Raw genomic sequence first — 22,307 nt, forward strand, 5'->3', positions numbered from 1 at the left:
CGCGACGCATACGGCCCAGGAACCCGGCATCCGCAGTGGGTCGCGCACGCGCGCCGGCCGGCGCCGATGCCCACCTCGCGCCTCGACCCGGAGGGGCCCCCGGGACCTCAGCGGTCGGTGTCCTTCGGGTGGCGGGTGGACGCATGGACGAGATGCACGGTCCGTCCCGCCTCGTCGACGAGGTAGCGGACCCGCCCACCGGCGGTCACCTCGTACTCCCATTGCGGATACTCTTCGCCGCCGAGGGAGCGCACACCCAGTCGTCCCCGCAATCGATGCTGCCGGTCCGGATCGGCGGTGGACTGTGGCGCCGATCGCAGGGCCTCGAAACAGCGTCGGGTGTTTCCCGCCGCTTCCGTACAGAGGTCGGCCCACCCCTTGGCGGCATCATTGGTGGCGAAGCGCAGTCGCCACTCGGTGCCGATCGGCGGAGGGGAGACGTCGTCGCCGCGCTTGGGGCTCACGGGGTGGGCACCTCGCCGTGGTCCTCGTCCGGCAGGGGCGTGGTGAGGTCGGCGGCCAAGGCGGGGTCGGCCAGGATTCTGGCGGTGGCGCGCCATTCGACGATGACGCGGTGCAGGTTCGTGTGGACGTCGAGATCCACGACGTCACGAGTGGCATCGACCAGGTCGACGACGAACTCTCGCACCTCCTCCGCCGAGAAGTGCCGTGTCCAAGGAAAGACCGCGGGTAGTGCCAGGAGTATGGCCCGCGCGCCTTCGTCGCTCCCGATCAGGGCGGTGAACAGCCGGGCCGTGACGTCGGCGGTCTCCTCGCGCCGACGGTCGTGCCGCTCGGTCGTGAGGTAGAGATCCTCGCCGTCTCTGCGAGTGACGTGGACCCGCTGGACCTGTTCGACGGTATCGGCGACCCGCTTGGAGTTCTTCGACAGATCAGAGAACGAAACGGTCGGAGTGGACATACCCCGGAAGATACTTCGGAATATGTTCCGAAGTCAAGCTCGGGTTCGTGGCGTGGTCGGCTGGATCGAGTCGGGGAGGGTCGGGCCGGTCGAAGGGGCGGGCGGGGTTGTTCCCGCGGTCGCGGACAGGGCTATGCCGGTGAGGACGATGGCGGCGCCGAGGGATTCGATCCAGCTCGGGCGTTCGCCGAGGACGGCCCAGGCGGCGAGGATGCCGACGATCGGGACGAGCAGGCCGTAGGGGGCGACGGCCGAGGCCGAGCGGCGACCGAGCAGGGCGAACCACAGGCCGTAGCCGAGCCAGGAGGACAGCACGACGGTGAACGCCAGGCCGCCCACGCCGCTCCACGAGGCCGAGGTGAGCGCGTCCAGATCCTGCCCGGGGCCCTCGACCGCGAGCGAGAGCGCCAGCAGCGGCAGCGGTGCCACCAGCGCGGACCACACCACCAGGCCGGTGCCGCCCGGAATGCCCGCCTTCCGGGTCAGCATGTTGCCGAAGCCCCACGACGCACCCGCGCCGATCATCAGCACGAACGGCCACAGGGACGCGCCCTGCCCCCGCCCGAACGCGATCACGCCCATCCCGAGTGCGGCCACCGCGAGCGAGATCAGCCGGGTACGGCCCGGGACCTCGCGCAACATCAGCATCGCGAACACGACCGTGAACATCGCCTGGCACTGGATCACCACCGAGGCCAACCCGGCCGGCATCCCCGCGTGCATCGCGCTGAACAGGAACGCGAACTGGCCCACGTTGACGGTGAGTCCGACCCCGATGATCAGCCGCAGGCTCGTCTGCGGGCGCTTGACGAACAGCACCGCCGGAAACGCCACGAGGGCGAAGCGCAGCGCGGCCAACAACAGGGGCGGGAAGTCGTCGAGGCTCGCGTCGATCGCGACGAAGTTCACTCCCCAGATCACGCTGACGAGCGCGGCGGACAGTGAATCGGTACGGGTCATGAGCAGAGTGTGTGGCCTGGCCATCCATCGAGTCCATCTACATTTTCCATACCTCAATCGGTAGTTTTCCTGCATGGAACTCAAGCGACTGAACATCCTGCGCGCGCTCGACCAACACGGCACCGTCGCCGCCGCGGCCCAGTCGCTGCACCTGACCCCGTCCGCCGTCTCGCAACAATTGGCCGTGCTGGCCCGCGAGGCGGACGCGGCGCTGCTGGAGAAGCACGGCCGCGGGGTCCGGCTGACCGCCGCGGCCCATGTGTTGCTCGGCCACGCCGACGCGATCGCGACCCGCCTGGAGCAGGCCCGCGCCGACCTCGCCGCGCAGCGCGACGGACGGATCGGCCGGGCCCGGATCTCCGGCTTCCCGTCCGGTATCTCGGGCCTGGTCGGGCCGGCGCTGGCCCGGCTCAAGGTGAGCCATCCGGGCTGGCGGTTCGAGGTGGTCCAGTACGAGACCGAGCAGGCGCTCCCGCTGTTGCCCGCCCGGGAGTTGGACGTGGCGGTCGTGATGACGCACCCCGACCTGCCCGCGCCCGACCATCCGCGGATCGAGTTGCACCCGCTGTTGGACGAGCCGTTCGAGATCGCGTTGCCGGTCGGCCACCCGCTCGCCGAGCGGGCCGAGGTCTCGTTGGCGGCCGACCTCGCCGATGCCGACTGGATCATCACCGCGCCCGGGACGGCCTGCCACGGCCTGCTCCTGACCGCGTGTCATCAGGCCGGATTCCAGCCCCGCCTGGTGCACACCTCGACCGACTTCGGCGCCCAACTGGCCCTGGTGGCGGCCGGTCTGGGGGTGACGATCATTCCCCGGCTGGCCCAGCCGGCGCTGCCGCCCGGCGTGGTGCTGCGCCCGATCGTCGCGCCCGCGCCGCGCCGGCATCTGATGGCGGCGGTCCGCCGAGGTTACGGCCCGTCGCCTTTGTTGAGCGCGTTGCGGGCGGTCGGCGCGGAATTGCGTGCCCGGGACGGGCGAGAGATCGGCGCGGGCCGTGCGACGGTCGATTCGGTCGGTTGATTCGGTCGGTTGATTCGGGATCAATGCGGTCCAACACGTGCCGATGCCGCCGGGTGGTGCCCGGTGAGGCAAAGGGCAGGAAATATCGGCAAAGGCTCGTCTCCACGCGTATCACGACGCGACCGTCGGGTCTGTTCTCAAAGCGCACGCAAAACCGGGATCGACGGCCCGGCCCCCGATTGGCCTGATCCGACGCTTCCAAAAGCGTGAGTCCTGCGGTAATCACGAGCGCTGGGCGCCCCGAACCGACACCACCAGGTGTTTTCCGGGCGTAGAACCGGGTAAAGGGCGGATTCGACACCTGATCATCGAACCCGCGTACTTATTGACAGCATGAATCGGCGTGGGCTCTACTCGACCCGACGGCGAGCGGCGGAAGAATTTTCCGAGCGAGCCGGAATAACCGCTCCGAGCTGTCGAGGTCATACCTTTCGAGGCTTGAATTGCCTGGAAAGGACCGTCCACGGTAAAAGGGAGGTGCCTGTCGTGAAGCTTCTTTTCTCGATCAAGGAAAAGTTTACGCCCGAGAAGAGCCTGAAGTCCTACACCTGGTACATCTGGTACTAGCCGAGGCGAATCGACAATCCGAACAGGGACGTTATTCGCCTCATCGGTCCGCGTCCGGCGTAGCCCTCACCGGCACGCCGGGCGCGGGCCGCCCGCTTTTGGAGACCAGGATGTACGTATCGGGTACCGGCCGGAGCAGCCGGACCACCGTATTCGCGCCTCGGATGCAGGCCCTTTTGCACGACCATCGCGGCGACGACGTGTTTCGACTGGAGGCCGATACCGTCGCGGTCGCCGGGCCCGAACGCACCGACGCGATTCTCGCCGCCCGGCCGGCCGCGGATGTGGAGCGCCCGACCTTCAAACCGCTCCAGGGCAGAAGCATTCCGCGTACCGAGGCGTCGACCGTCATGCGGGCCATCGGCCGCGACGTGCGGGCGGCGTTGGCGAAACCGACGCCGACGGCCGACCTCACCGGTGACTGGCCGCACGTCGGGCACGTCTATCTGCGCGATCTGATTCTCGGTGCGGATCCGTATCGGCTGCGCGTGCTGATGGACCGCGCCCTGGAGTTGACCCCGCTGCTCACCTGGACGGTCATCGCGGCGGGCGCGGCGCTGCCCGGCCGGCGCCGCCCCGGGGCCCCGGTGTCCGCCATCGCGGGCCTGACCGCCGAGGCGCGGACCTACCGGGACCGGCGGCACGCGATGGGCCTGTACCGGCGTGCGGCGGCCCCGGTCTGTTTCACCGTCTCCACGCTCGTCGCCGGTGCCCTGTGGCTCGGATCGCCGTTCGACGACGACACCCCGAACGAGCACATCCTCTACGAGACGATGCGCCTGCTGCCCCCGTCCTGGAGCATTCTGCGCCGCAGTTCGCCCGAGTACCCGGCGGTGGACCCGCGGATCACCGCGACCGACGACGTCCTGCTACTGCCGCTGCTCACCCACCGCGATCCGGCTATCTGGGCGGACCCCGACGAGTTCCGCCCCGAGCGCTGGGCCCGGCTCGACCCGGACGAACAGCCCGGATACCTGCCCTTCGGGCACGTCTCGGAGCGGTGCTGGGGGCGGCACATGGTGATGCCGATGGCCGGGCTGCTGCTGGATCTGCTGCGCGCCGACGGGCTCGCGGTCGACCCGGGGCAGAGCACGGCCCGGGTGCGGCTGGCCGGGCTGCTCGGTGTGTCCGAGGTTCGCGTCACCTGTCGTTGACTTCGGCGAGGCCGCGGATCGGGCGCCTCGCGGGGCGCCACGCGGGCTGTCGACCGGGCTGCCACTCGGGGTGTCACGAACCGGACGCCGCGCGCCCGACGGGCGTTCGCGCGGCGTCCGGCCGATCAGCTCCGGGCGGCGGCCTCGGCGGGATCCGGATCCGGGCCGGAGGAAGGTTTTTGCGGCTCCTCCGGTTCGTGCTTGCCGAAGTACGCGACGGCCACCGCGCCGGATACCGCGAGCACGAAGCCCAGCACGGCCATCCAGGCCAGCCCGTCCCGTGAGGTGTCGCCGAGCCACAACACGCCGACCGCGCCGGGCACCACCGTCTCGCCGACCACGAGTGCGGCGGTCGCGCCGTTCACCGAACCGATCTGCAACGCGATGGTGTGCAGGTACATTCCGCCGATGCCACCGATCAGCACCGCGTACAGCGCCGGGTCGGCGGCCAGTTTGCCCAGGTCGAACGGGTCGACGCCGTCCAGGATCCGCACGCCGATGCCGAGCCCGCCGAAGCCGAGCCCGGAGAGCAGACCCGCGACGATCGCACCGTTGGCGCCCAGGAAGCGGACCAGCACGGTGCCGCCGATGATCACCACGAACGTGACGATCAGCACCCACCAGTGCGTGGCGCGCGGACTGTGCCCGTCGCCCTCGGGACCGGCCGCGACGCCGAGCAGGACGAGTGCGCCGCAGACCACGCCGATCGAGGTCCAGTCGGCCCGGTACAGCTTGATCCCCAGCAGCTTGATCCCGAGCACGGCGGTGATCACCAGGTTCGCGCTGATGATGGTCTGGGACAGGAACAGCGGCAACAACCGCGCCGCCAACGCGCCGAGCGCGAAGCCGACGAAGTCGAGCAGGGTCCCGACGATGAACTCCCACGTGACCGCGGCCTTGGCGGTGGAGGACAGGCTCGGACCGCCGTACCCGGTCACCTGGGCGGTGCCGCCGCCGCCCCGTTCGGCCCGTTTGGCCTCCTCCTCGCGCGCGGATCGCCGCGACCCGACCGCTTGCAGCACCGACCCCACGCCGTAACACGCGGAGGCCGCGACAGCGGTGACCAGACCGACGATCACAGATGACTCCCATTCACCAAGATTTCGGATATGCCGCGAGGGCGGCTACGGACACCCTGCCGGCCTCGCGAGGATGCGACCCGCGCCCCTCGCGACGGCCGGCCCGCGCCGGGCCGGTTCGGGCCCGATCGCGGAGCCCTCCCCGCCACGTCTCGCCACGCCAACGATCGTGTTCCGCGCCCGGTTTCCGATTCGGGCCGGTCGCTCACATCCCATACCTGCGGCGTACTCGGCCCGTACGCATCTCGGCTGACGACGAACGACACGCCGGGTCGGCAGGGGCATTCGGGGGAAGCCTCCGCGCGCCTTGTCCTAATTTGTAGATTTATGTCCGATTCTTCGGAAATGCACAGGAAACCGAACGCCCGGATCCGCGCGACGGGCCTCGCGCTGTCCGGAGTCGTCACCCTCGGCGGTGTCATCCTCGTCTGCGTGTTCGCTGTCATGGGCTTCGCCAAGCCGCTGCCCGGCGGTCTCGGCCCCTGCATCCCCGGCGACTGCCCGGCCACGAACCTCGAACCCAACAACGGCCCGATCGCGGGTCGCGACAACGGCATCAACATGTTCGTCGGCGGCAACTGGTCCGTCGGCGGATCCGCCGCAGAGGCCGAGGGCAAGTTGGTCGCCCTCGGCAATTTCGACATGAACAAGACCTCGGGATCCAGCATCTACAACGTGGGCATCGTGGGTGTCGGCACCCGCGTGCCCCCGGACAACGGTACGGACTTCCTCACCGTCGGCGGCAACCTCACGATCGCGAACGGCCAGAGCGTGGTCGCCGAGGAGGGCACCGTCAGCGGTGTGGTGCGCTACGCGGGCACCCTCACCGGCACCGTGACCCCGACGGCGGTCAAGGACGGGTCGGCGGCGGCTCCGTATGCCGGTCTGCGTCCCCAGTTGACCGACGCGTCGAGCTGCTACGCGTTCCCGGACGGCAGGCCGCGCGCGGCCACCGGCACCGCCACGAACGTGGGCTTCGAGACGTTGTTCACCGGAGACGGTACGTCGCCGCTCCAGGTGTTCAACGTCGACTTCGACATCGCCAATCCGATCGGCGGCGGGGACCAGGGCATCTCGTTCGTCGGGATCCCCGCGGGCGCCACGGTCCTGGTCAACCTGACCGGGCCGACCCGGGTGATCAGTACCTTCATCGGCAACGCGAACATCCCCACCGGGCTGCGCGAGCACCTGCTGTGGAACTTCCCGGATGCCACGTCGGTGACCATCAAGGGCAGTGCGCAGTTCCAGGGCAGTGTGCTGGTGGGCAACGCGGCGAGCACGACGACCGTTTCGGTGCCGGGTATGAACGGGCGCTTCTTCACGGCCGGTTCGCTGGTGCACCAGTCGACGTCCGGGTCCGAGTTCCATCGGTACCCGTTCGATGGTGACCTGCCGGACTGCGGCGGGTCGACGTCGGCTTCGCCGTCCACGTCTTCGTCGGCGTCGCCTTCGGCCAGTCCGTCGATGTCTCCGTCGGCCTCGCCCTCGGCGTCTCCGTCCGCTTCGCCGTCGGCGTCCCCGTCGGCGTCCCCGTCGGCGTCGCCTTCGGCCAGTCCGTCGATGTCTCCGTCGGCCTCGCCCTCGGCGTCCCCGTCGGCGTCTCCGTCCGCTTCGCCGTCGGCGTCCCCGTCGGCGTCGCCTTCGGCCAGTCCGAGCGCGAGCCCGTCGGCGTCCCCGTCGGCTTCGCCGTCCGCGTCTCCGTCGGCCTCGCCGTCGGCATCGCCCTCGGCGTCCCCGTCCGGCTCGGCCTCGGCCTCGGCCTCGCCCTCCACCAGCCAATCCGCAGTGCCCTCCGGTGCGCACAACAAGCCGCACGGCGGCTCGGGCGGCCACGGCCACGGCGGTAACGGTGGTGGCCACGGTGGTGGCATCGGCGGATCCGGCGGATCGCAGCTCGCCCACAGCGGCATGACGGGCAGCGCCGCGATGTTGCTCGGTGGCAGTGCGCTCGCCATCGGTCTCGGCGTGATCCTGATGTTCGTCTACCGCGCGCGGGGTCGTAACCGCGCCTAGTCCCCATCCGACCCGAATGGCCCCCGATCTCCCAGGAGAACGGGGGCCATTCCTACGTTCGGCGCCGAGCCGATGGCGTCGCCCACAAAGGATGTACGCGCCAACCGTCTCCACATACTGTGACCTCCGTAGCGAACGTCGGAAACGATCGACCAGCATTCGGAGGGGCCACATGAGCGGGATCTGCGAGGGACGCGTAGTCATCGTGACGGGTGCGGGCAACGGCATCGGCCGGGCGCACGCACTGGCGTTCGCGGCCGAGGGCGCCAAGGTCGTGGTGAACGACCTCGGCGGCGCGCGGGACGGCACCGGCGCGTCGGCGGGTCCGGCCGAGGCCGTGGTGGCGGAGATCGTCGCGGCGGGCGGCGAGGCGGTGGCCAACACCTCCGACATCTCCGACTTCGCCGGCGCCGAGGCGCTGATCGGGCAGGCGATCGAGGCGTTCGGCTGGCTCGACGTCCTGGTCAACAACGCGGGCATCCTGCGCGACCGGATGTTGACCAACATGTCCGAGGCCGAGTGGGACGCGGTGATCAAGGTCCACCTCAAGGGCACGTTCGCCCCCGCGCACCACGCGGCGGCCTACTGGCGCGGCCTGGCCAAGGCGGGCGAGCAGGTCGACGCCCGGATCATCAACACCAGCTCGCCGTCCGGCATCTTCGGCAACGTCGGCCAGACCAACTACGGCGCGGCCAAGGCCGGCATCGCGGGCTTCACCATCATCGCGGCGCAGGAACTCGGCCGCTACGGCGTCACCGTCAACGCGATCGCCCCCACCGCGCTGACCCGGCTGACCGAGGATCTGGCCGGCTTCGCCGACGAGGCCGCCGCCGCGAAGATCGCCGAACAACTCGCCCCCGAGCACATCTCCCCACTCGTGGTCTGGCTCGGCAGCCCCGCCTCGGCCGCCGTCACCGGCCGCGTCTTCTCGGTCACCGGAACCTCGATCAGCGTCGCCGAAGGCTGGTCCAACGGCCCCACCGTCACCAAGGAATCTCGCTGGACCCCCGACGAACTCGCGGCAGTGATCCCTGACTTGGTCGACAAGGCCGCCGGCAACGCAGACATGAGCGGCACCCGCAAGTAGCCCTGCCGCGCCGCTTTCGGCCCCGGCCGCCGCCGACTCCGGTTCAGGCGGCGGCCGTTGCCGTGGCGAGGAGTTCGACCAGGGTGCCGCGGAACGTCGGAAGCAGCCGGGCGGCCACCACCGCGGCGTCCGGTGAATCGCCGAAGTGCGGTGCGAGCAACCGGTCGAGCTCCTCGGGGGCCGGGTATCCCGCGATGCCGGGGGCTGCGGGGTCGAGTGCTCAACCCCGTGCCCGGCCACCCGAGGGTCCGACCCGCCCCGTGCCGAACGTGAACCGCCGCCCCGCACCCGGGGGAGTGGGGTGCGGGGCGGCGGGGGTTCGCCGGCATCACCGGGACTGCCGGAACTGCCGGAAATGCTCGGTTACTTGGTGATCCCGAACCGCTCCAGTCCGAATGCCTTGATCGCGTTCGTGCGGAACAGCTTGTCGCACTCGGCCTGGGTCAGACCCGCCTTCGTGGCGATGTCGAGGGCGACCTTGTGCGTGTTCGGGAAGGTCGAGTCCGCGTGCGGGTAGTCGACCTCGAAGCAGATCTGGTCGATGCCGATCACGTCGCGGTTGCGCAGCCCGATCTCGTCGTCGAAGATGCAGCCGTAGATCCGGTCCTGGATGTACGAACTGGGCTTTTGGGTCAGCGACGAGCCGAACGCGTTGTCGTCGCGCTCCTCCCACAGCTTGTCCGCGCGCTCCATCACGTACGGCATCCAGCCGACCTGGCCCTCGGCGTAGGCGATCTTCATCTTCGGGAAGCGGTCGAACACGCCGGAGAAGATGTAGTCGACCATCGAGCCCATGGCGTTCTGGAAGGTCAGCACCGAGGAGACGATGAAGGGCGCGTCCGGCGACGTGGACGGCATCTTCGAGGACGACCCGATGTGCATGCAGACGATGGTGTTCGTCTCCTCGCACGCCTGGAAGAACGGGTCCCAGAAGCGGTCCTTGGAGTGCACCGACGGCAGGCCCAGCGGGACCGGGTTCTCCGAGAAGGCGACCGCGAACGACCCCTTCGCCGCGCACCGACGCACCTCCGCGGCGGCCAGGTGCGCGTCCCACAGCGGGATGATCGTCATCGGCAGCAGGCGGCCCTTGCCGTCGCCCGCGCACCACTCGTCGATCATCCAGTCGTTGTAGGCCCGCACGCACAGCAGTGCGAGTTCCTTGTCCTCACGCTCGTAGAACGCCTGGCCGCAGAACCGCGGCAGGATGTTCGGGAAGCACAGCGACGCGTCGACGTGGTTGGCGTCCATGTCCTTGAGCCGCTCGGACTGGATCCACGCGCCCGGCCGGATGTCGTCGAAGGTGACCGGCGTCACGTCCAGCGTGTCGAAGCCGACCGCGGCCGAGAGCTTGGGGAACGGGTAGACCAGGTCGTCGTACAGCCACCAGTCGCACCACTCGCCGTCCTCGACGCCGCGCTCGTAGGAGAACACGCCGCCGATGAAGTTGAACTTCGCCTTGTCGCGCACCACGCGCGGGCCGCGGTCCTTGTACTTGGCGGGCAGTCGCGAGGTCCACAGGTCCGGCGGCTCGACCACGTGGTCGTCCACGGAGATGATGCGCGGGATCTCAAGCGTCATGGCCTGCTCCTTGTAGCACGTGCGATGGGCCTCGGTGGCGGCGGTGGCCCCGCTTGCGACGCGTGGACCCTGCGCTACCCAGGAAACCCGCTGACGGGTCGTCAGCCAAGCCCCTGTTGTTGCTAACGTTATGCCGACACGGCATAGGTGGGTTTCCATGGAACTGCGTGACCTGAGATGTTTCCTGGCCGTCGCCGAGGAACGGCACTTCGGCCGCGCCGCGGCTCGGCTGTATCTGTCCCAACCGATGGTCAGCAAGGCGGTGCGTCGTCTGGAGCAGCAGCTCGGGGCCCGGCTGGTGGACCGATCCTCGCTGCCGGTGGCGCTCACGCCGCTCGGCGAGGTGTTCCGCAGTCGGCTCGACGAGTCGCTGCGGGTGCTCGACGACGCGTGCGCCGAGGTGCGTCGGCGGGCCACCTGGGACGCCGGTCAGGTGCGCGTGGGGTATACCTCGGGCCTGGGCCCCTCGCTCGTGTCGGCGGCCATCTCCGCGCTGCACATCCGCCACCCGGCGCTGCGCGTGCAGTGGACCAGCGAGCCGACGGCCCGCCAGGTGGCCGATGTGCGCGAGGGCGTCCTGGACGCGGGGCTGGGCTGGCTGCCGGACCTGGGCCCGGGCTTCGAGTCCGCCCGGGTCGGCACCTTCGCGTTCGTCGCGCTGCTCCCGCAGGAACACGTGCTCGCCGGCCGGCTGTCGGTGAGCCTGACCGAGCTGGTCGGCTGTGGCGAGCCGATCGTGGTGTGGCCGCGCCAACCGCACCCCAGGCTGTACACCCGCGTCACCGAAGCGCTGCGGCGCTCGGGCGCGACCGAGATCGTCGAGGCGTACGGCAGCGTGGACGATGTGATCGCGCGCGTGGTGGACCGCCAGGGGGTGGGCCTGTCGCCGCGCGGATGGGCCCGGCAGCGCCCGGTCCGCGGCGTCGTCCAAGTGCCGCTGACCGGGGCGCCGGATGTCGCGGTGACCGCGTTCTGGCGGGCCGACCAGGAGCACGAGGGGGTCGGTGTGCTGGTCCAGCTCCTGCGCGAGGTGACGGCGGACAGCGACCTGGCCGAGCAACTCTGAGCGCACCGCCCGCCGCGTCCAACCGATCCCACACACCCGCCCGAAGCACTGGCGAGGCCCTCCACCGTCCCCAGTGAAGGGCCTCTCCCGGTCAACGGCGCGGCCCCGGTGTCGGTTCCCGCCGCGCCGATCTCATTGCAGGAGTCGGCCCAACCGCCCCGGGATGTTCGGCAGCCCGGGAATACCCGGGATGCCCTGCTGCCCGGGGGGCGGCGGGTTGGCCGCCGTGGTCTGGGCCGGGATCAGGTTCGGGTCGATCGAGATTTCCGAGGACTGCATCAGCACGGTGCCCGCCCCGACGAAGTCGTACTGGTGCTCCTCGCCGGACGCGCCGCCCAGCCCGGTCAGTCGACGCGCCATGCCCAGCGCACCACGCATGTACTTGGTGTCGAAGTGGTGGCACGGCGTCGGGCAGTCCGCCCAGCCGAGCAGCGCCTCGGGGTCCACCCGGATCGGCGGCTCGACGAAGTGCACCGCGCCGTTGGAGGCGGCGACGAACTTGCCGGTGCCGATCAGCGTGACGAATCCGGGCACGATCGACTGCTTCAGATCCAGGCCGGGCTGGAAGGCGAGCAGGTTGGCGGCCCGGATGGTCAGGTTGCCCAGTTCCAGGTCGTACGAATTGATGTCGAAGCCGCGGTCGGCGAGCAGCAACTGCCCCTTGCCCTGCGCGACGATCCAGTCCTGGATGTACAGCGGGGAGTTGAAGTTCGCGGTGACCAGCCGGTCGAGCGCGCCCACGCCCAGTGCCTCGAACTTGATCCGCCCGTAGTAGGCGATCATCTTGCCCTTCTGCACGAACCACTCGCCGTCGAGGGCCACACAGAAGGTGTACGGATTGACGTTGTCGTCCTGTGGCAGTGTGCGTGCGTCGAACACGGCCGGGCCGGCACCGAGACCGCTCACAACTTCTCCTCGCTCGCCTGGACGTAGACCGTGCCGGTACCGGACAGTTCCAACTGGAACGCCTCGCCGGAACCGCGCCCGATCACGTCGCGCCAACCGACGTTGGCCCCGATTCGGTTCTCGATCTGCCCCCGATGGGCCACATACGCCTGCGGGTCGACGTGGATCGAGCGACCCGGCTGGACCGGCAGCTCGATCACGCCGCCGTGCGCGAGCACCCCGCACCAGCCGTGACCGGTCAGCGTCGTGGTGAACAGCCCCTGGCCGGTCACCTGACCGCGGATCATCCCGCGAACGCCACCCTGCGAGCCCATGAACATGGTGCCCTGCTGCAAGGAGTCCTCGAACACGAGCAGCCGGTCCGCCTCGACGTGCAGCGTGTCGCCGGTGATCTGGATCAGGTGCACGTGTCGGCCGGCGTGACCGAACATCACCGTGCCGTCGCCCTCGGCCTTCATCAGCGGCACCGACTCGCCCGCGAGCCGCCGCCCGATCATCCCGCCGACGCCCTGCGCGCCGGTGCTGGTCGGGGTGAAGGACACCTCGCCCCGGTAGGCCAGCATCGCGCCGCGCAGGCAGTACAACGTCTGCCCCGGGCGCACGGTGGCCTCGATCATCTTGGAGTTGACCTGGTCGAACGTCACGTCTGGCCCCCGATGGTCTGCCGCTCGGTGGGCTGTACGTAGACCAGCCCGTCGCCCTGGAAGCGCAACTGCACGCTCTCGCCGGAGCCTTCGCCGATGAAGGTGCGCCAGTTGACGTCCTTGACGAACTCCTTGCGGAGTTGACCGGTGTGCGCGACATACGCCCCCGGGTCCACCGACAGCGGTTCGCTCTGCGACACCCGCAGCACGATGGCCGGCCCGTCGGAGGTGACCGCGACCGTGCCCTGACCGGACACGGTCGTGGTGAACAGGCCCTGGCCGCTGGTCGTGCCGCTCAGGCCGGTGAACTCGGTGCCGGTGCGCAGACTCTGGTCCACGGCGAGCAGGTTGCTCGACTCGACGTGCAGGGTCTCGCCGGTCAATTGCACGAGGTTGATCTCGGTGGCCCGATCGGCGAACCAGCAGGTCCCCTCACCGCTCACCTCCATGAGGGTCATGCCCTCACCGGTGAGCCGGCGGGTCACCATGCCGCGCAGCCCCTCACCCCCACCGGACAGTCGTTTGAAGGACATGCGTCCGTCATAGGCGATCATCGTCCCGTTACGGGCCTTGACCGCCTCTCCGCTCATGCCCACCGCGAGAACTCGCGTGCCATGCATCACAAAGGTCGCCACGTTCGGGAAGCTAGCAGCGCTCTACCGGTCGCCGGATGGTGGAAGCCCCTCATCTTGCCGGGGTTTTACCAGCGGCGGCGCGGTCGGCACCGGCGGGACCGCGGGCATGGGGGGAAGCGGCGGTGTGGCCGGGACGACCGGCGGCAGCGGGAGGGCGTCGGCGCCGGAGCCGAGCGGCTCGACGCCGCCGGGATCGGCCGGTGCCTGCCCGGTGGGGCCGGCCTTCCCGGCGGCGCCGGCCGGGAAGTTCTCGAAGAACCGCAACATCTCGACCGGGAACGGCATCACCAGCGTCGAGTTCTTCTCCGCCGCCACCTCGACCACCGTCTGGAGCAGACGCAGTTGCAGCGCGGCGGGCGAGTTGGACATCTCGTCGGCCGCCGCGGCGAGTTTCTTGGACGCCTGGAACTCACCGTCGGCGGTGATGATCCGGGACCGACGCTCTCGTTCCGCCTCCGCCTGACGCGACATCGAGCGCTTCATCGACTCGGGCAGTTGCACGTCCTTGAGTTCGACCCGGTCGATCTCGACACCCCAGCCCACCGCCGGGCTGTCGATCATCAGGGCCAGGCCCCGGTGCAGTTCCTCCCGATTGGACAGCAGGTCGTCCAGATCGCTCTTGCCGATGATCGAGCGCAGCGAGGTCAGCGCCACCTGCTCGATCGCGAACACGTGGTTCTGCACCTCGACGATGGCCCGTGAGGGGTCGTGCACGCGGAAGTAGACCACCGCGTCCACCCGCACCGTCACGTTGTCCCGGGTGATGCCCTCCTGGGCCGGGATCGGCATGGTGATGATCTGGACGTTGACCTTCCGCATCCTGTCGAAGAACGGAACGATCACGTGGAATCCGGGCTGACGCACCCTCGGCCGGACCCGGCCGAGCCGGAACACCACCCCACGCTCGTACTGCTGTACCACCCGTGCGCCCTTGGCCACGACGATCAACGCGGCGACCACGATCCCGATGACCAAACCCATCGCGACATCCATGTCTCGATGCTAGGAACCCGGGGCCGGAAAGGGAGCGGGGATCTCCCTACGCATCGGCCGATCGGCGTCAAGAATCGGTCATGTGACGGTCAATCAGTTACGCGGGCCGGCGATTGCCCCGGCCCGGCCACACCGCCCCGCCCGGGCGTCGGGCCGCTTGCTAGCTTGAGGGGCAGCCGGCGTGGACCCGGCGCACCGGCCGGCCGCAGATCGCCCCGCGAGGAGTGCACCACCATGACGATGTTCGCCTCGCCCGAGGACGCCCGTACCCGACTCGGCGCCGTCGACTACCTGACCGACCCCGGCATCGCCACGGCCGTGTTCCTGGCCGACGCGCTGGGCAAACCACTGCTGATCGAGGGCCCGGCGGGGGTCGGCAAGACCGAGCTGGCCAAGGCGGTCGCCTCGGCCGCGTCCGCCGAACTGATCCGCCTGCAGTGCTACGAGGGCCTGGACGAGTCGCGCGCGCTGTACGAGTGGGACTACCGCAAGCAACTGCTGCGGATCCAGGCGGGTGTGGACGGGTGGGACGAGGCGCGGGCCGGGATCTTCGCCGAGGAGTTCCTGCTGGCCCGGCCGCTGCTCACCGCGATCCGCCGGGACGAGCCGACCGTGCTGCTGATCGACGAGACGGACAAGGCGGACGTCGAGGTCGAGGGGCTGCTGCTCGAAGTGCTCTCCGATTTCCAGGTCACCATCCCCGAGTTGGGCACGATCACCGCCTCGCGGCGCCCGTTCGTGGTGCTCACCTCGAACGCGACCCGCGAGCTGAGCGAGGCGCTCAAGCGGCGGTGCCTCTACCTGTACATCGACTACCCGACGCCCGAGCGCGAGCGGGACATCGTGCTCACCCGGGTGCCCGGGATCCGCGCGCAACTCGCCGAGCAGGTGGTGCGCACCGTCGCGTCGTTGCGGGCCCTGGAGCTCAAGAAGGCGCCCTCGATCGCCGAGACCCTGGACTGGGCCCGGACGTTGATCGCGCTGTCCGCCGACGAGTTGGACGAGGAGACCATAGCGAGCACGCTCGGCGTCGTGCTCAAGCACGCCTCCGACCACACGCGGGCCGTGAAGGAACTCGGCCTGCCCGGCATCGGCGGCTGATCGCCGATGTCCCTCCTGGATCGACACACCGGCTTCGTCCGGGCGCTGCGACACGGCGGGTTGCCGGTGTCGCTCGCCGAAGGACTCGACGCCGCCCGCGCGTTGACCGTGCTCGACCTCGCGGACCGGGAGACGCTGCGGGCCGCCTACGCGGCGTCGCTGTGCAAGCGGCACACCCACCGGGCGGTCTTCGACACGCTGTTCGAGCTGTGGTTTCCGGTGGGACCGGCGGCCGAGACCGAGGCCGATGCGGCGGACCCGACCGACGAGCAGCCGGGCGGCGCGGCCGAAGGCGGGACCACCGCGGACGCCGAGGAATTCCGCGACCGGCTGCGCGAACTCCTGCTCGGCGAGGACGACATCGCGCTGCGCCGACTGGCCCGCGAGGCGGTCGGGCGGTTCGGCGCGTTCGACGGGCCCTCGGGCGCCTCGTGGTCCGCGCACCTGGTCGGTCGGGCGCTCGACCCCAGGACGCTGATGGCCGGCCTGCTGCGCGCGGTCCTGGGCGGGCAACTCCCGGGCGGGGTGGCCGAACGCAACGCGCGGCGGATGATCCAGGCCCGGGTGGACCGGCTGAACGAGCACGTGCTGGCCGACGTACGCCGCCGGCTCGCCGAGGAGCGCGGCGTCGAGCGGGTCGCCGAGACCGCGGTCAAGCCGGCCGTGGAGAACCTGGACATCCTGCGCGCGAGCCGCACCGACCTGATCGCGCTGCGCCGGGAGATCCAACCGCTCGCACAGCGGCTGGCCACCCGGCTGACGATCCGGCAACGCGCGGGCCGGCACGGCCGGCTGGACTTTCGCCGCACGGTGCGCGCGTCGTTGTCCACCGGCGGGGTGCCCCTGACCACCCATCACCGCCCGCGCCGGCCGCACAAACCCGAGCTGGTGGTCCTGTGTGATGCCAGCGAGTCGGTCTCCTCGTTCGCCCACTTCACCCTGATGCTCGCCTATGCGCTGCGCGAACAGTTCGCCCGGGTAAGGGCGTTCGCGTTCATCGACACGGTGGACGAGGTGACCCGGTTCTTCGAGAAGCCGGGCGGCGACGTCACCGAGGCGATGCGCCGATTGACCGCCGAGGCGAATCTGGTGCGGCTGAGCGGACACAGCGACTACGGACACGCGTTCAACGTCTTCGTGCAGCGCTACGGCGACGTGATCGGCCCGAAGTCCTCGTTGCTGATCCTGGGCGACGCGCGGAACAACTATCAGGACCCGGCCCTGGCGGCGCTCGCGGCGATGGTGACGCCGGCCCGGCACGCGTGGTGGCTCAACCCCGAGCCGGAACGGGACTGGGACACCGGCGACTCGATCGCCGGTGTGTACGGCCGGCGGATCTCCATGATCGAGTGCCGCAACCTGACCCAACTGGGCCGATTCATCGGCGAACTGGCCTGATCCCGAACCATGTGCGGCGGCCTCGGCGACGCTGCGATGGTCGGGCGCGCGAAGGGGTCCGCGGAGGCGGGTGCGTTCGAAAGCGGTTTCGACGAACGACCCTTCGCGGAGTTTGCACAACCGCTCGATCGTCGCGAACGTGGCCGGTTTGTCGCCGCCGACTCGCCGGGCCGAAGCGGCCGACGGTCGGGCCGAACCTGTCAGGCTCGACGGCATGGACCCCCATCACATCGCCGTGGACTACTGGGACAACGCCTACGCGGACGGGATGTACGCGGACATCGGGCCCGATCCGTTCGTGGACCGCATCCTGGCGGTCGCCTCGCCGGGCACCTCCGGCGTCGAGATCGGCTGCGGCAACGGACGCAACCTGATTCCGTTGACCCGCGCCGGCCTCGACCTGATCGGGGTCGACCCCTCCCGCACCGCGTTGGACCAACTCGCGGCGCGGGCACCGGAGTCGACGCTCGTCCACGGCACCCAGGAGGATTTGCCGGCCGGTCGACGCTACGACCTGGTGATCGGCATCCAGGTGCACCAGCATGGCACCCGGGCCGCCGCGCGGGCGCTGCTGCGCGGTTCGCTCGCCCGGGTCGCGCCCGGCGGCCTGTTCGCGCTGCGCACCGCCTCCGCCGACACCGAGGCGGTCGAGGCGCACGAGACGTTGGACACCGACGAGGACGGCGGTCGCACCTTCCGCTACCTGGCCGGCTTCAAGGCCGGCCTCACCGTGCACTACTTCGGACGACTCGAACTGGAGTTGCTGCTGGCCGACTTCGAGCCGGTCCTGCCGCTGCGCGCGGAACACACCGAGCGCCGCGACCCGCCGCCGGGGCGCTGGGCGCACTGGGAGACCATCGTCCGCAGGCCGACGTGATCACCCTTGCGAGCGTGAGCGACCTGGGCTAGAGATCATCCGAAGGCCGAAGATCGTCCGCGGGTCGGGGAACGTCCGCGGGCCGGAGATCGGCCGAACCGGATCGACCACGAAGGAGCCCGGCATGACGGTGACCACCGAGCGGCGCGGACGGGTGCTGGTCGTCGCGATCGACCGCGAGGCCAAGCGCAACGCCATCGATCAGCGGGTCGCCGACGGGATCGAGGCCGCCCTCGACCTGCTGGAGGACGATCCCGAGTTGTGGGTCGGGGTGTTGACCGGCACCTCGACGGTGTTCTCGGCGGGTACCGACCTGGCGGCCGGCTTGAGCCCCAAGGGCGAGCGCGGCGGCGAGTACGGCGTGATCCGGCGGCAGCGGACCAAGCCGCTGATCGCCGCCGTGGAAGGCTTCGCGCTGGGCGGCGGCTTCGAGATCGTGCTCGCGTGCGACCTGGTGGTGGCCTCCGCGGCGGCGCGCTTCGGGCTGCCCGAGGTCAAGCGGGGCCTGATGGCGATCTGCGGCGGGACGTTCCGGGCACCGCGGGCCCTGCCGCTGAACCTGGCCCGGGAAATGTTGCTGGTCGGCGATCCGCTGCCCGCCGAGCGGCTGTATCAGGTGGGCGTGGTCAATCGGTTGACCGAGCCGGGGCAGGCGCTGGCGGGCGCGGTCGAACTGGCCGAGCGCATCTGTGCCAACGGCCCCGTCGCGGTGCGCGCGAGCCTCGCGGCGGTCGAACACGTGGTCGCCGCCGACGACGAGGCGGGCTGGGCCGGCACCGAGACGGGATTCGCCGCGATCGTCGCGTCCGAGGACATGAAGGAGGGCGTCGCCGCGTTCCTGGCCAAGCGGGCGCCGGAATGGACCGGCCGCTGACCGGCTACACCTCCACGTCCGCGGCCCGGCCATCCGTCATCCGCAACAGTTCCGCGTAGGTGGTCGGGTACATGTGGTTGTGGTCGCCGGCGCCGGCCCAGACCACGTCGTGCTCGGCCAACCAGGTGTCGACCAGGGTTCGGATGCGATGCGGATGGCCGACCGGGGCCACCCCGCCCACCTCCTGGCCGGTCGCGGAGAACACGAAGGCCGGGTCGGCACGGCGCAGCTTGCGGATGCCCAGGAGGCGGGAGACCACCCGGGTGTCGACCCGGTGCGCTCCGCTGGTGATCACCAGCAGCGGTTGGCCGTCGGCGGAGAACACCAGGCTGTTGGCGATCGCGCCCACCTTGCAGCCCAGCACCTCGGCGGCGGCCGCCGCGGTCGGCACCGTCTCGGCGAATTCCCGGATCTCTCCCGTGGCATCGAGCGCGCGCAGCGCCTCGGCGACCTTCTCGACCGGCGTGTTCATGAGGCGAGGGTAATACGCCCGCAGTGCTACGTTGACCGGCCATGACAGTCCTTCGCCGGGTGCTTTTGATCAGTGGATCCCTTCGGGCGCAGTCCACCAACTCCGCGCTGGTGCGCACCGCCCGGGAGGTCGCGCCGGCCGGCGTGCACGCGGTCGTGTTCGACGGCCTCGCCCGCCTTCCGCACTTCGATCCGGACGCGGACCGCGAGCCGCTGCCGCCGGCCGTGGTGGAGTTGCGCGCCGCGATCGAGGCCGCCGACGCGGTGTTGTTCTCCACGCCCGAATACGCCGGCGCGCTGCCCGGGTCGTTCAAGAACCTGCTCGACTGGACCGTCGGCGGCGTGGAGACCAGCGAGAAGCCGGTCGCCTGGATCAACGCCTCCACCAACCCGGGCGGCGCGACCAAGGCACACGAGTCGCTGCGCATCGTGCTCGGCTACACCGGAGCCGACGTCGTGGACGCGGCCTGCGTGCGCGTGGGCGTGGCCCGCGACGCGGTGGGCCCGGACGGCCTGATCGCCGACCCGCGGGTACGCGACGGCATCATCGCCGCGTTGACCACCCTCGCGCGGGCGGTCCCCGCGCGCACCTGACGCCCGGGCGCCCCGCCGCCCGCCCGCAGCCGGGCTGATCGATCGTCAGAAGTGGTCTGCCCAACGGCGTTTCGTCGCTCTATGCTGACCCCGCCATCGAGACGGGGGTTGCGCGTGCCTGTGATCGTGATCGCTCTGGGGATCGTCTTTCTGGTCGACATCCTGCGGGTGTGGTTGCCCTCGCTGATCACCGTCTACGGGGACGCCGGGGCCACGCCCGCCGAACAACTGGGCCTGTTCGCGCTCGCCTGGTTCGCGGTCGCGTTCGCCGTGGTGCCGCTGTGTCGGCGGGTCGGTGGGCGGCCGGTCGCGGTCCTGGCCGGGGTGGCGATGGTGATGTCGCGGTTGTGGCTCCAGTTCACCGACGGCGGCGACGCGCAGCTCTACCTGGCCTGCCTGGCACTGGTCGCCGGACTGTGTTGGCTGATCGCGGTGGCGCACACCGGCTGGGACGCGGGCGTCGGGGTCGTGGCCGGCCTGGCGGTGGCGGTGGCGCTGCACGCGGGGCTCGGCACGCTGGACCCGATGTGGCTGGAGGTCTGGCGCGGCTGGGCCGTCCTGGGCACGCTCGCCGTGTTGTTCGTGGCCGCGCAGGTGTGGATACCGGCGCCGGCGCGGCCCGTGGCGCAGCCGATCCTGTGGGCCGTGCTGGGACCGGCGTTGTTCCTCACCGGCGTGTTGTTCGGCAATGTCGGTGTCGCGCACGCGGCGGCCGGCGAACCGCGCTGGGGCGTGCCGGTGCTGGTCGGCGCCTGGGCACTCGCGGTGCCGGTGTCCCGGCTGCGCGGCCGGTGGGTGTGGCCGCTCGGCCTGGCCTTCCTGGTGGCGGGTGTGGTCGGCGCGGGCTACCTGGAGACGAGCGCGCACGAGGGGATCGTCGGCCTGGCACCGGCCGGCGCGGCAGCTTGGCAGGCCCTCGGCGTGCTCGGCCTGGGCCTGGTCCTGGGCGACGCCGCCGGGCGGGTGCGACCGGCCGTGCGTTGGGCGCCGGCCTGGAGCATGGTCGGCTTCTTCGTGCTGACCTTCCTGCACTACGCCCGCTACGACATCGAGATCGACGTGTTGGCTCGCGGCCGGGTGTTGCTCCTGGGCGTGTTCGCGCTCGCGGTGCCGGCCGGCCTCGCGGCGCTGCGCGATCGGCGCGCGCCCGCCCCGGCCGAGCCCGAGGCCGCGCCCGCGCCCGCTCCCGCGCGTGCCCGCGGCCGCACGGTCGCGCACAGCGGCGGGCACGGGGGAGTCCGCTCCGATGTGCCCCTGGGCGGCCGGGCCCGAGCCGGTCAGGGTGCGCAACGGCCCGGCCGGCGGCCCGGCACGCGTCCCGGGGCCAAGCCCGCGCCCGGCCGCGCGGGCAATCGGCCGGGAGCTCCCGCCGCGCCCACGCCCGGTGCCGCCGGCGGCCGGAAGCCGGATCGGCCGTGGGACGTCCCGCCGCCGCCGTCCCTGGCCGAGCGGCTGCACGCGCCACTGGCCCTGGCGACGGTGTTTCCGGTGGTGATCGCGCTCGCCGCGTTCGGGCTGCGCCCGGCCGCCGGGTCGGCCCCGGTGTCGGACGCGGCGGCCGGGACGTTGCGGGTGGTCACGTACAACATCCGGATGGGGTACGGCGTGGACGGTCGGTTCGATCCGGACCGCACGGCGGACACGATCCGGGCGCTGAAGCCGGACGTGCTGGTGCTCAACGAGGTGGACCGGGCCTGGTTCCTCAACGGCGGCCACGACGTGCTGACGCTGCTCGCCCGCCGGCTGGACCTGCCGTACCGGTTCGCGCCGGCCGCCGATCCGCAGTGGGGCGACGCGGTGCTCACCCGCAAGCCGATCCGGCACCTGGAGTCGATCGAGTTGCCGGCCGGCGGGGCGCCGACCGGTGCGCAGGCGCTCGGCGTGGTGATCGAGGCGGCGCCCGGCAGGTCGGTCGCGGTGGTGTCCACACACCTTCAGGACGTGGACGACAAGGTGCCCCAGGCCCAGGCCGAGCGGGCCGCGGAGTTCGCCGTGCGCCTGGGCACCTCGGCGCCGGTGGTGGTACTCGGGGACATGAACGCGACGATCGACAGTCCGCAGTTGAAGGCGTTCACCGGCCGGGGACTCGTGGACGGGCTGGCCCGGGCCCGGCCGATCCGGACCTACCCGGCGGACAAGCCGAAGAAGGAGATCGACCAGGTGTTGGTGGACGCCCGGTTGCGGGTCGCGGCCGTCGACTCGCCGCCGTCGACGGCATCCGACCACCTGCCCGTGGCGGTGACCCTGCTGTACTGACCCGCCCCCAGCCCCCACTCGGCGCGGGCGTGAGCGGCCCGGGTCACCCGCGCGGCGGCCTTGTCGGCACCGAATGTGGGCACCGTCCTTCGGATGGCCACCGCCGGGGGT

The 22,307-nt window shown here is 70.8% G+C and carries 22 protein-coding genes; 12 read left to right on the top strand and 10 right to left on the bottom strand.

Going from position 1 to position 22,307, the window contains the following annotated elements; all coding sequences use genetic code 11:
* Positions 1 to 107 precede the first annotated feature (107 nt).
* The 3 genes from ABZ374_RS25410 to ABZ374_RS25420 are packed head-to-tail and all read right to left on the bottom strand — an operon-like array spanning position 108 to position 1,882.
* Entirely contained in the window at positions 108 to 464 is a 357-nt protein-coding gene (locus ABZ374_RS25410; protein ID WP_360314813.1) for a hypothetical protein, read from the bottom strand.
* Entirely contained in the window at positions 461 to 922 is a 462-nt protein-coding gene (locus ABZ374_RS25415) for a prevent-host-death family protein (RefSeq protein ID WP_360314815.1), read from the bottom strand. The genes ABZ374_RS25410 and ABZ374_RS25415 overlap by 4 nt, the downstream gene beginning before the upstream one ends.
* A 33-nt stretch (positions 923 to 955) precedes the next feature.
* On the bottom strand, positions 956 to 1,882 hold the full coding sequence (locus tag ABZ374_RS25420; RefSeq protein ID WP_360314817.1) for an EamA family transporter: 927 nt from the start codon (positions 1,880 to 1,882) through the stop codon (positions 956 to 958).
* 73 nt (positions 1,883 to 1,955) lie between these two features.
* Between ABZ374_RS25420 and ABZ374_RS25425 the strand changes: the two genes are divergently transcribed.
* From ABZ374_RS25425 to ABZ374_RS25435, 3 genes are all read left to right on the top strand, one after another.
* Positions 1,956 to 2,903: a LysR family transcriptional regulator gene (locus ABZ374_RS25425; RefSeq protein ID WP_360314819.1), complete on the top strand. Its 948-nt coding sequence runs from the start codon at positions 1,956 to 1,958 to the stop codon at positions 2,901 to 2,903.
* 333 nt (positions 2,904 to 3,236) lie between these two features.
* Positions 3,237 to 3,470, top strand: coding sequence for a tryptorubin family RiPP precursor (locus ABZ374_RS25430; protein WP_360314821.1), 234 nt, complete (start codon positions 3,237 to 3,239; stop codon positions 3,468 to 3,470).
* A 110-nt stretch (positions 3,471 to 3,580) separates the two neighbouring features.
* Complete coding sequence (locus ABZ374_RS25435; RefSeq protein WP_360314823.1) at positions 3,581 to 4,624, top strand: cytochrome P450; 1,044 nt, start codon at positions 3,581 to 3,583, stop codon at positions 4,622 to 4,624.
* Between the two features lie 125 nt (positions 4,625 to 4,749).
* Here ABZ374_RS25435 and ABZ374_RS25440 read toward each other — a convergent pair whose 3' ends face one another.
* Positions 4,750 to 5,703, bottom strand: coding sequence for a hypothetical protein (locus ABZ374_RS25440; protein ID WP_360314825.1), 954 nt, complete (start codon positions 5,701 to 5,703; stop codon positions 4,750 to 4,752).
* 30 nt (positions 5,704 to 5,733) lie between these two features.
* On the opposite strand from ABZ374_RS25440, the gene ABZ374_RS25445 reads away from it, so the two are divergent.
* Positions 5,734 to 7,716 (top strand): choice-of-anchor A family protein, encoded by a 1,983-nt coding sequence (locus ABZ374_RS25445; RefSeq protein ID WP_360314827.1) that lies wholly within the window; start codon positions 5,734 to 5,736, stop codon positions 7,714 to 7,716.
* 172 nt (positions 7,717 to 7,888) lie between these two features.
* Complete coding sequence (locus ABZ374_RS25450) at positions 7,889 to 8,803, top strand: SDR family oxidoreductase (RefSeq protein ID WP_360314829.1); 915 nt, start codon at positions 7,889 to 7,891, stop codon at positions 8,801 to 8,803.
* Between the two features lie 363 nt (positions 8,804 to 9,166).
* On the opposite strand, the gene ABZ374_RS25455 is transcribed toward ABZ374_RS25450, so the two are convergent.
* On the bottom strand, positions 9,167 to 10,381 hold the full coding sequence (locus ABZ374_RS25455; protein ID WP_360314831.1) for an amidohydrolase family protein: 1,215 nt from the start codon (positions 10,379 to 10,381) through the stop codon (positions 9,167 to 9,169).
* Between the two features lie 157 nt (positions 10,382 to 10,538).
* On the opposite strand from ABZ374_RS25455, the gene ABZ374_RS25460 reads away from it, so the two are divergent.
* Complete coding sequence (locus ABZ374_RS25460) at positions 10,539 to 11,447, top strand: LysR family transcriptional regulator (RefSeq protein WP_360314833.1); 909 nt, start codon at positions 10,539 to 10,541, stop codon at positions 11,445 to 11,447.
* Between the two features lie 132 nt (positions 11,448 to 11,579).
* Here ABZ374_RS25460 and ABZ374_RS25465 read toward each other — a convergent pair whose 3' ends face one another.
* From ABZ374_RS25465 to ABZ374_RS25480, 4 genes are read right to left on the bottom strand one after another with little or no spacing between them, the layout of a single operon-like run.
* Entirely contained in the window at positions 11,580 to 12,353 is a 774-nt protein-coding gene (locus ABZ374_RS25465) for an AIM24 family protein (protein WP_360314835.1), read from the bottom strand.
* Positions 12,350 to 12,997 carry an AIM24 family protein gene (locus ABZ374_RS25470; protein WP_360314837.1) on the bottom strand — a complete coding sequence of 216 codons (648 nt, stop codon included), beginning with the start codon at positions 12,995 to 12,997 and terminating at the stop codon, positions 12,350 to 12,352. Before ABZ374_RS25470 ends, ABZ374_RS25465 begins: the two co-directional genes overlap by 4 nt.
* Positions 12,994 to 13,632 (bottom strand): AIM24 family protein, encoded by a 639-nt coding sequence (locus ABZ374_RS25475; RefSeq protein WP_360314839.1) that lies wholly within the window; start codon positions 13,630 to 13,632, stop codon positions 12,994 to 12,996. The genes ABZ374_RS25470 and ABZ374_RS25475 overlap by 4 nt, the downstream gene beginning before the upstream one ends.
* Positions 13,633 to 13,653: 21 nt before the next feature.
* The gene (locus ABZ374_RS25480) at positions 13,654 to 14,625 is read right to left on the bottom strand and encodes an SPFH domain-containing protein (protein ID WP_360314841.1); all 972 of its coding nucleotides are present in this window, start codon (positions 14,623 to 14,625) and stop codon (positions 13,654 to 13,656) included.
* 234 nt (positions 14,626 to 14,859) lie between these two features.
* On the opposite strand from ABZ374_RS25480, the gene ABZ374_RS25485 reads away from it, so the two are divergent.
* The 4 genes from ABZ374_RS25485 (at position 14,860) to ABZ374_RS25500 (ending at position 18,875) form a co-directional block, all read left to right on the top strand.
* Positions 14,860 to 15,726: a MoxR family ATPase gene (locus ABZ374_RS25485; protein WP_360314843.1), complete on the top strand. Its 867-nt coding sequence runs from the start codon at positions 14,860 to 14,862 to the stop codon at positions 15,724 to 15,726.
* 6 nt (positions 15,727 to 15,732) lie between these two features.
* Positions 15,733 to 17,124, top strand: a complete 1,392-nt coding sequence (locus ABZ374_RS25490) for a VWA domain-containing protein (protein WP_360314845.1) — start codon at positions 15,733 to 15,735, stop codon at positions 17,122 to 17,124.
* A gap of 214 nt (positions 17,125 to 17,338) precedes the next feature.
* Positions 17,339 to 18,001, top strand: a complete 663-nt coding sequence (locus tag ABZ374_RS25495) for a class I SAM-dependent methyltransferase (protein WP_360314847.1) — start codon at positions 17,339 to 17,341, stop codon at positions 17,999 to 18,001.
* A 124-nt stretch (positions 18,002 to 18,125) separates the two neighbouring features.
* Positions 18,126 to 18,875, top strand: a complete 750-nt coding sequence (locus tag ABZ374_RS25500) for an enoyl-CoA hydratase-related protein (protein WP_360314849.1) — start codon at positions 18,126 to 18,128, stop codon at positions 18,873 to 18,875.
* Between the two features lie 4 nt (positions 18,876 to 18,879).
* On the opposite strand, the gene ABZ374_RS25505 is transcribed toward ABZ374_RS25500, so the two are convergent.
* Positions 18,880 to 19,347: a YbaK/EbsC family protein gene (locus tag ABZ374_RS25505; protein WP_360314850.1), complete on the bottom strand. Its 468-nt coding sequence runs from the start codon at positions 19,345 to 19,347 to the stop codon at positions 18,880 to 18,882.
* A gap of 41 nt (positions 19,348 to 19,388) precedes the next feature.
* Here ABZ374_RS25505 and ABZ374_RS25510 point away from each other — a divergent pair, with 41 nt between their 5' ends.
* Positions 19,389 to 19,940: an NADPH-dependent FMN reductase gene (locus tag ABZ374_RS25510; RefSeq protein ID WP_360314852.1), complete on the top strand. Its 552-nt coding sequence runs from the start codon at positions 19,389 to 19,391 to the stop codon at positions 19,938 to 19,940.
* 114 nt (positions 19,941 to 20,054) lie between these two features.
* Positions 20,055 to 22,196 carry an endonuclease/exonuclease/phosphatase family protein gene (locus tag ABZ374_RS25515; protein ID WP_360314854.1) on the top strand — a complete coding sequence of 714 codons (2,142 nt, stop codon included), beginning with the start codon at positions 20,055 to 20,057 and terminating at the stop codon, positions 22,194 to 22,196.
* Positions 22,197 to 22,307: the final 111 nt, after the last annotated feature.

The organism is Embleya sp. NPDC005971 (genome assembly GCF_040629175.1).
In the GTDB taxonomy this organism is placed as follows: Bacteria; Actinomycetota; Actinomycetes; order Streptomycetales; family Streptomycetaceae; genus Embleya.

What these genes read in the sequence shown, in the direction of transcription:
- ABZ374_RS25495 (WP_360314847.1), top strand. Translation starts at nt 17,339, where the DNA reads ATGGACCCCCATCACATCGCCGTGGACTACTGGGACAACGCCTACGCG.
- ABZ374_RS25455 (WP_360314831.1), bottom strand. Translation starts at nt 10,381, where the DNA reads ATGACGCTTGAGATCCCGCGCATCATCTCCGTGGACGACCACGTGGTC.
- ABZ374_RS25420 (WP_360314817.1), bottom strand. Translation starts at nt 1,882, where the DNA reads ATGACCCGTACCGATTCACTGTCCGCCGCGCTCGTCAGCGTGATCTGG.
- ABZ374_RS25445 (WP_360314827.1), top strand. Translation starts at nt 5,734, where the DNA reads ATGCCGCGAGGGCGGCTACGGACACCCTGCCGGCCTCGCGAGGATGCG.
- ABZ374_RS25480 (WP_360314841.1), bottom strand. Translation starts at nt 14,625, where the DNA reads ATGGATGTCGCGATGGGTTTGGTCATCGGGATCGTGGTCGCCGCGTTG.
- ABZ374_RS25490 (WP_360314845.1), top strand. Translation starts at nt 15,733, where the DNA reads ATGTCCCTCCTGGATCGACACACCGGCTTCGTCCGGGCGCTGCGACAC.
- ABZ374_RS25430 (WP_360314821.1), top strand. Translation starts at nt 3,237, where the DNA reads ATGAATCGGCGTGGGCTCTACTCGACCCGACGGCGAGCGGCGGAAGAA.
- ABZ374_RS25500 (WP_360314849.1), top strand. Translation starts at nt 18,126, where the DNA reads ATGACGGTGACCACCGAGCGGCGCGGACGGGTGCTGGTCGTCGCGATC.
- ABZ374_RS25415 (WP_360314815.1), bottom strand. Translation starts at nt 922, where the DNA reads ATGTCCACTCCGACCGTTTCGTTCTCTGATCTGTCGAAGAACTCCAAG.
- ABZ374_RS25450 (WP_360314829.1), top strand. Translation starts at nt 7,889, where the DNA reads ATGAGCGGGATCTGCGAGGGACGCGTAGTCATCGTGACGGGTGCGGGC.
- ABZ374_RS25510 (WP_360314852.1), top strand. Translation starts at nt 19,389, where the DNA reads ATGACAGTCCTTCGCCGGGTGCTTTTGATCAGTGGATCCCTTCGGGCG.
- ABZ374_RS25435 (WP_360314823.1), top strand. Translation starts at nt 3,581, where the DNA reads ATGTACGTATCGGGTACCGGCCGGAGCAGCCGGACCACCGTATTCGCG.
- ABZ374_RS25425 (WP_360314819.1), top strand. Translation starts at nt 1,956, where the DNA reads ATGGAACTCAAGCGACTGAACATCCTGCGCGCGCTCGACCAACACGGC.
- ABZ374_RS25460 (WP_360314833.1), top strand. Translation starts at nt 10,539, where the DNA reads ATGGAACTGCGTGACCTGAGATGTTTCCTGGCCGTCGCCGAGGAACGG.
- ABZ374_RS25505 (WP_360314850.1), bottom strand. Translation starts at nt 19,347, where the DNA reads ATGAACACGCCGGTCGAGAAGGTCGCCGAGGCGCTGCGCGCGCTCGAT.
- ABZ374_RS25485 (WP_360314843.1), top strand. Translation starts at nt 14,860, where the DNA reads ATGACGATGTTCGCCTCGCCCGAGGACGCCCGTACCCGACTCGGCGCC.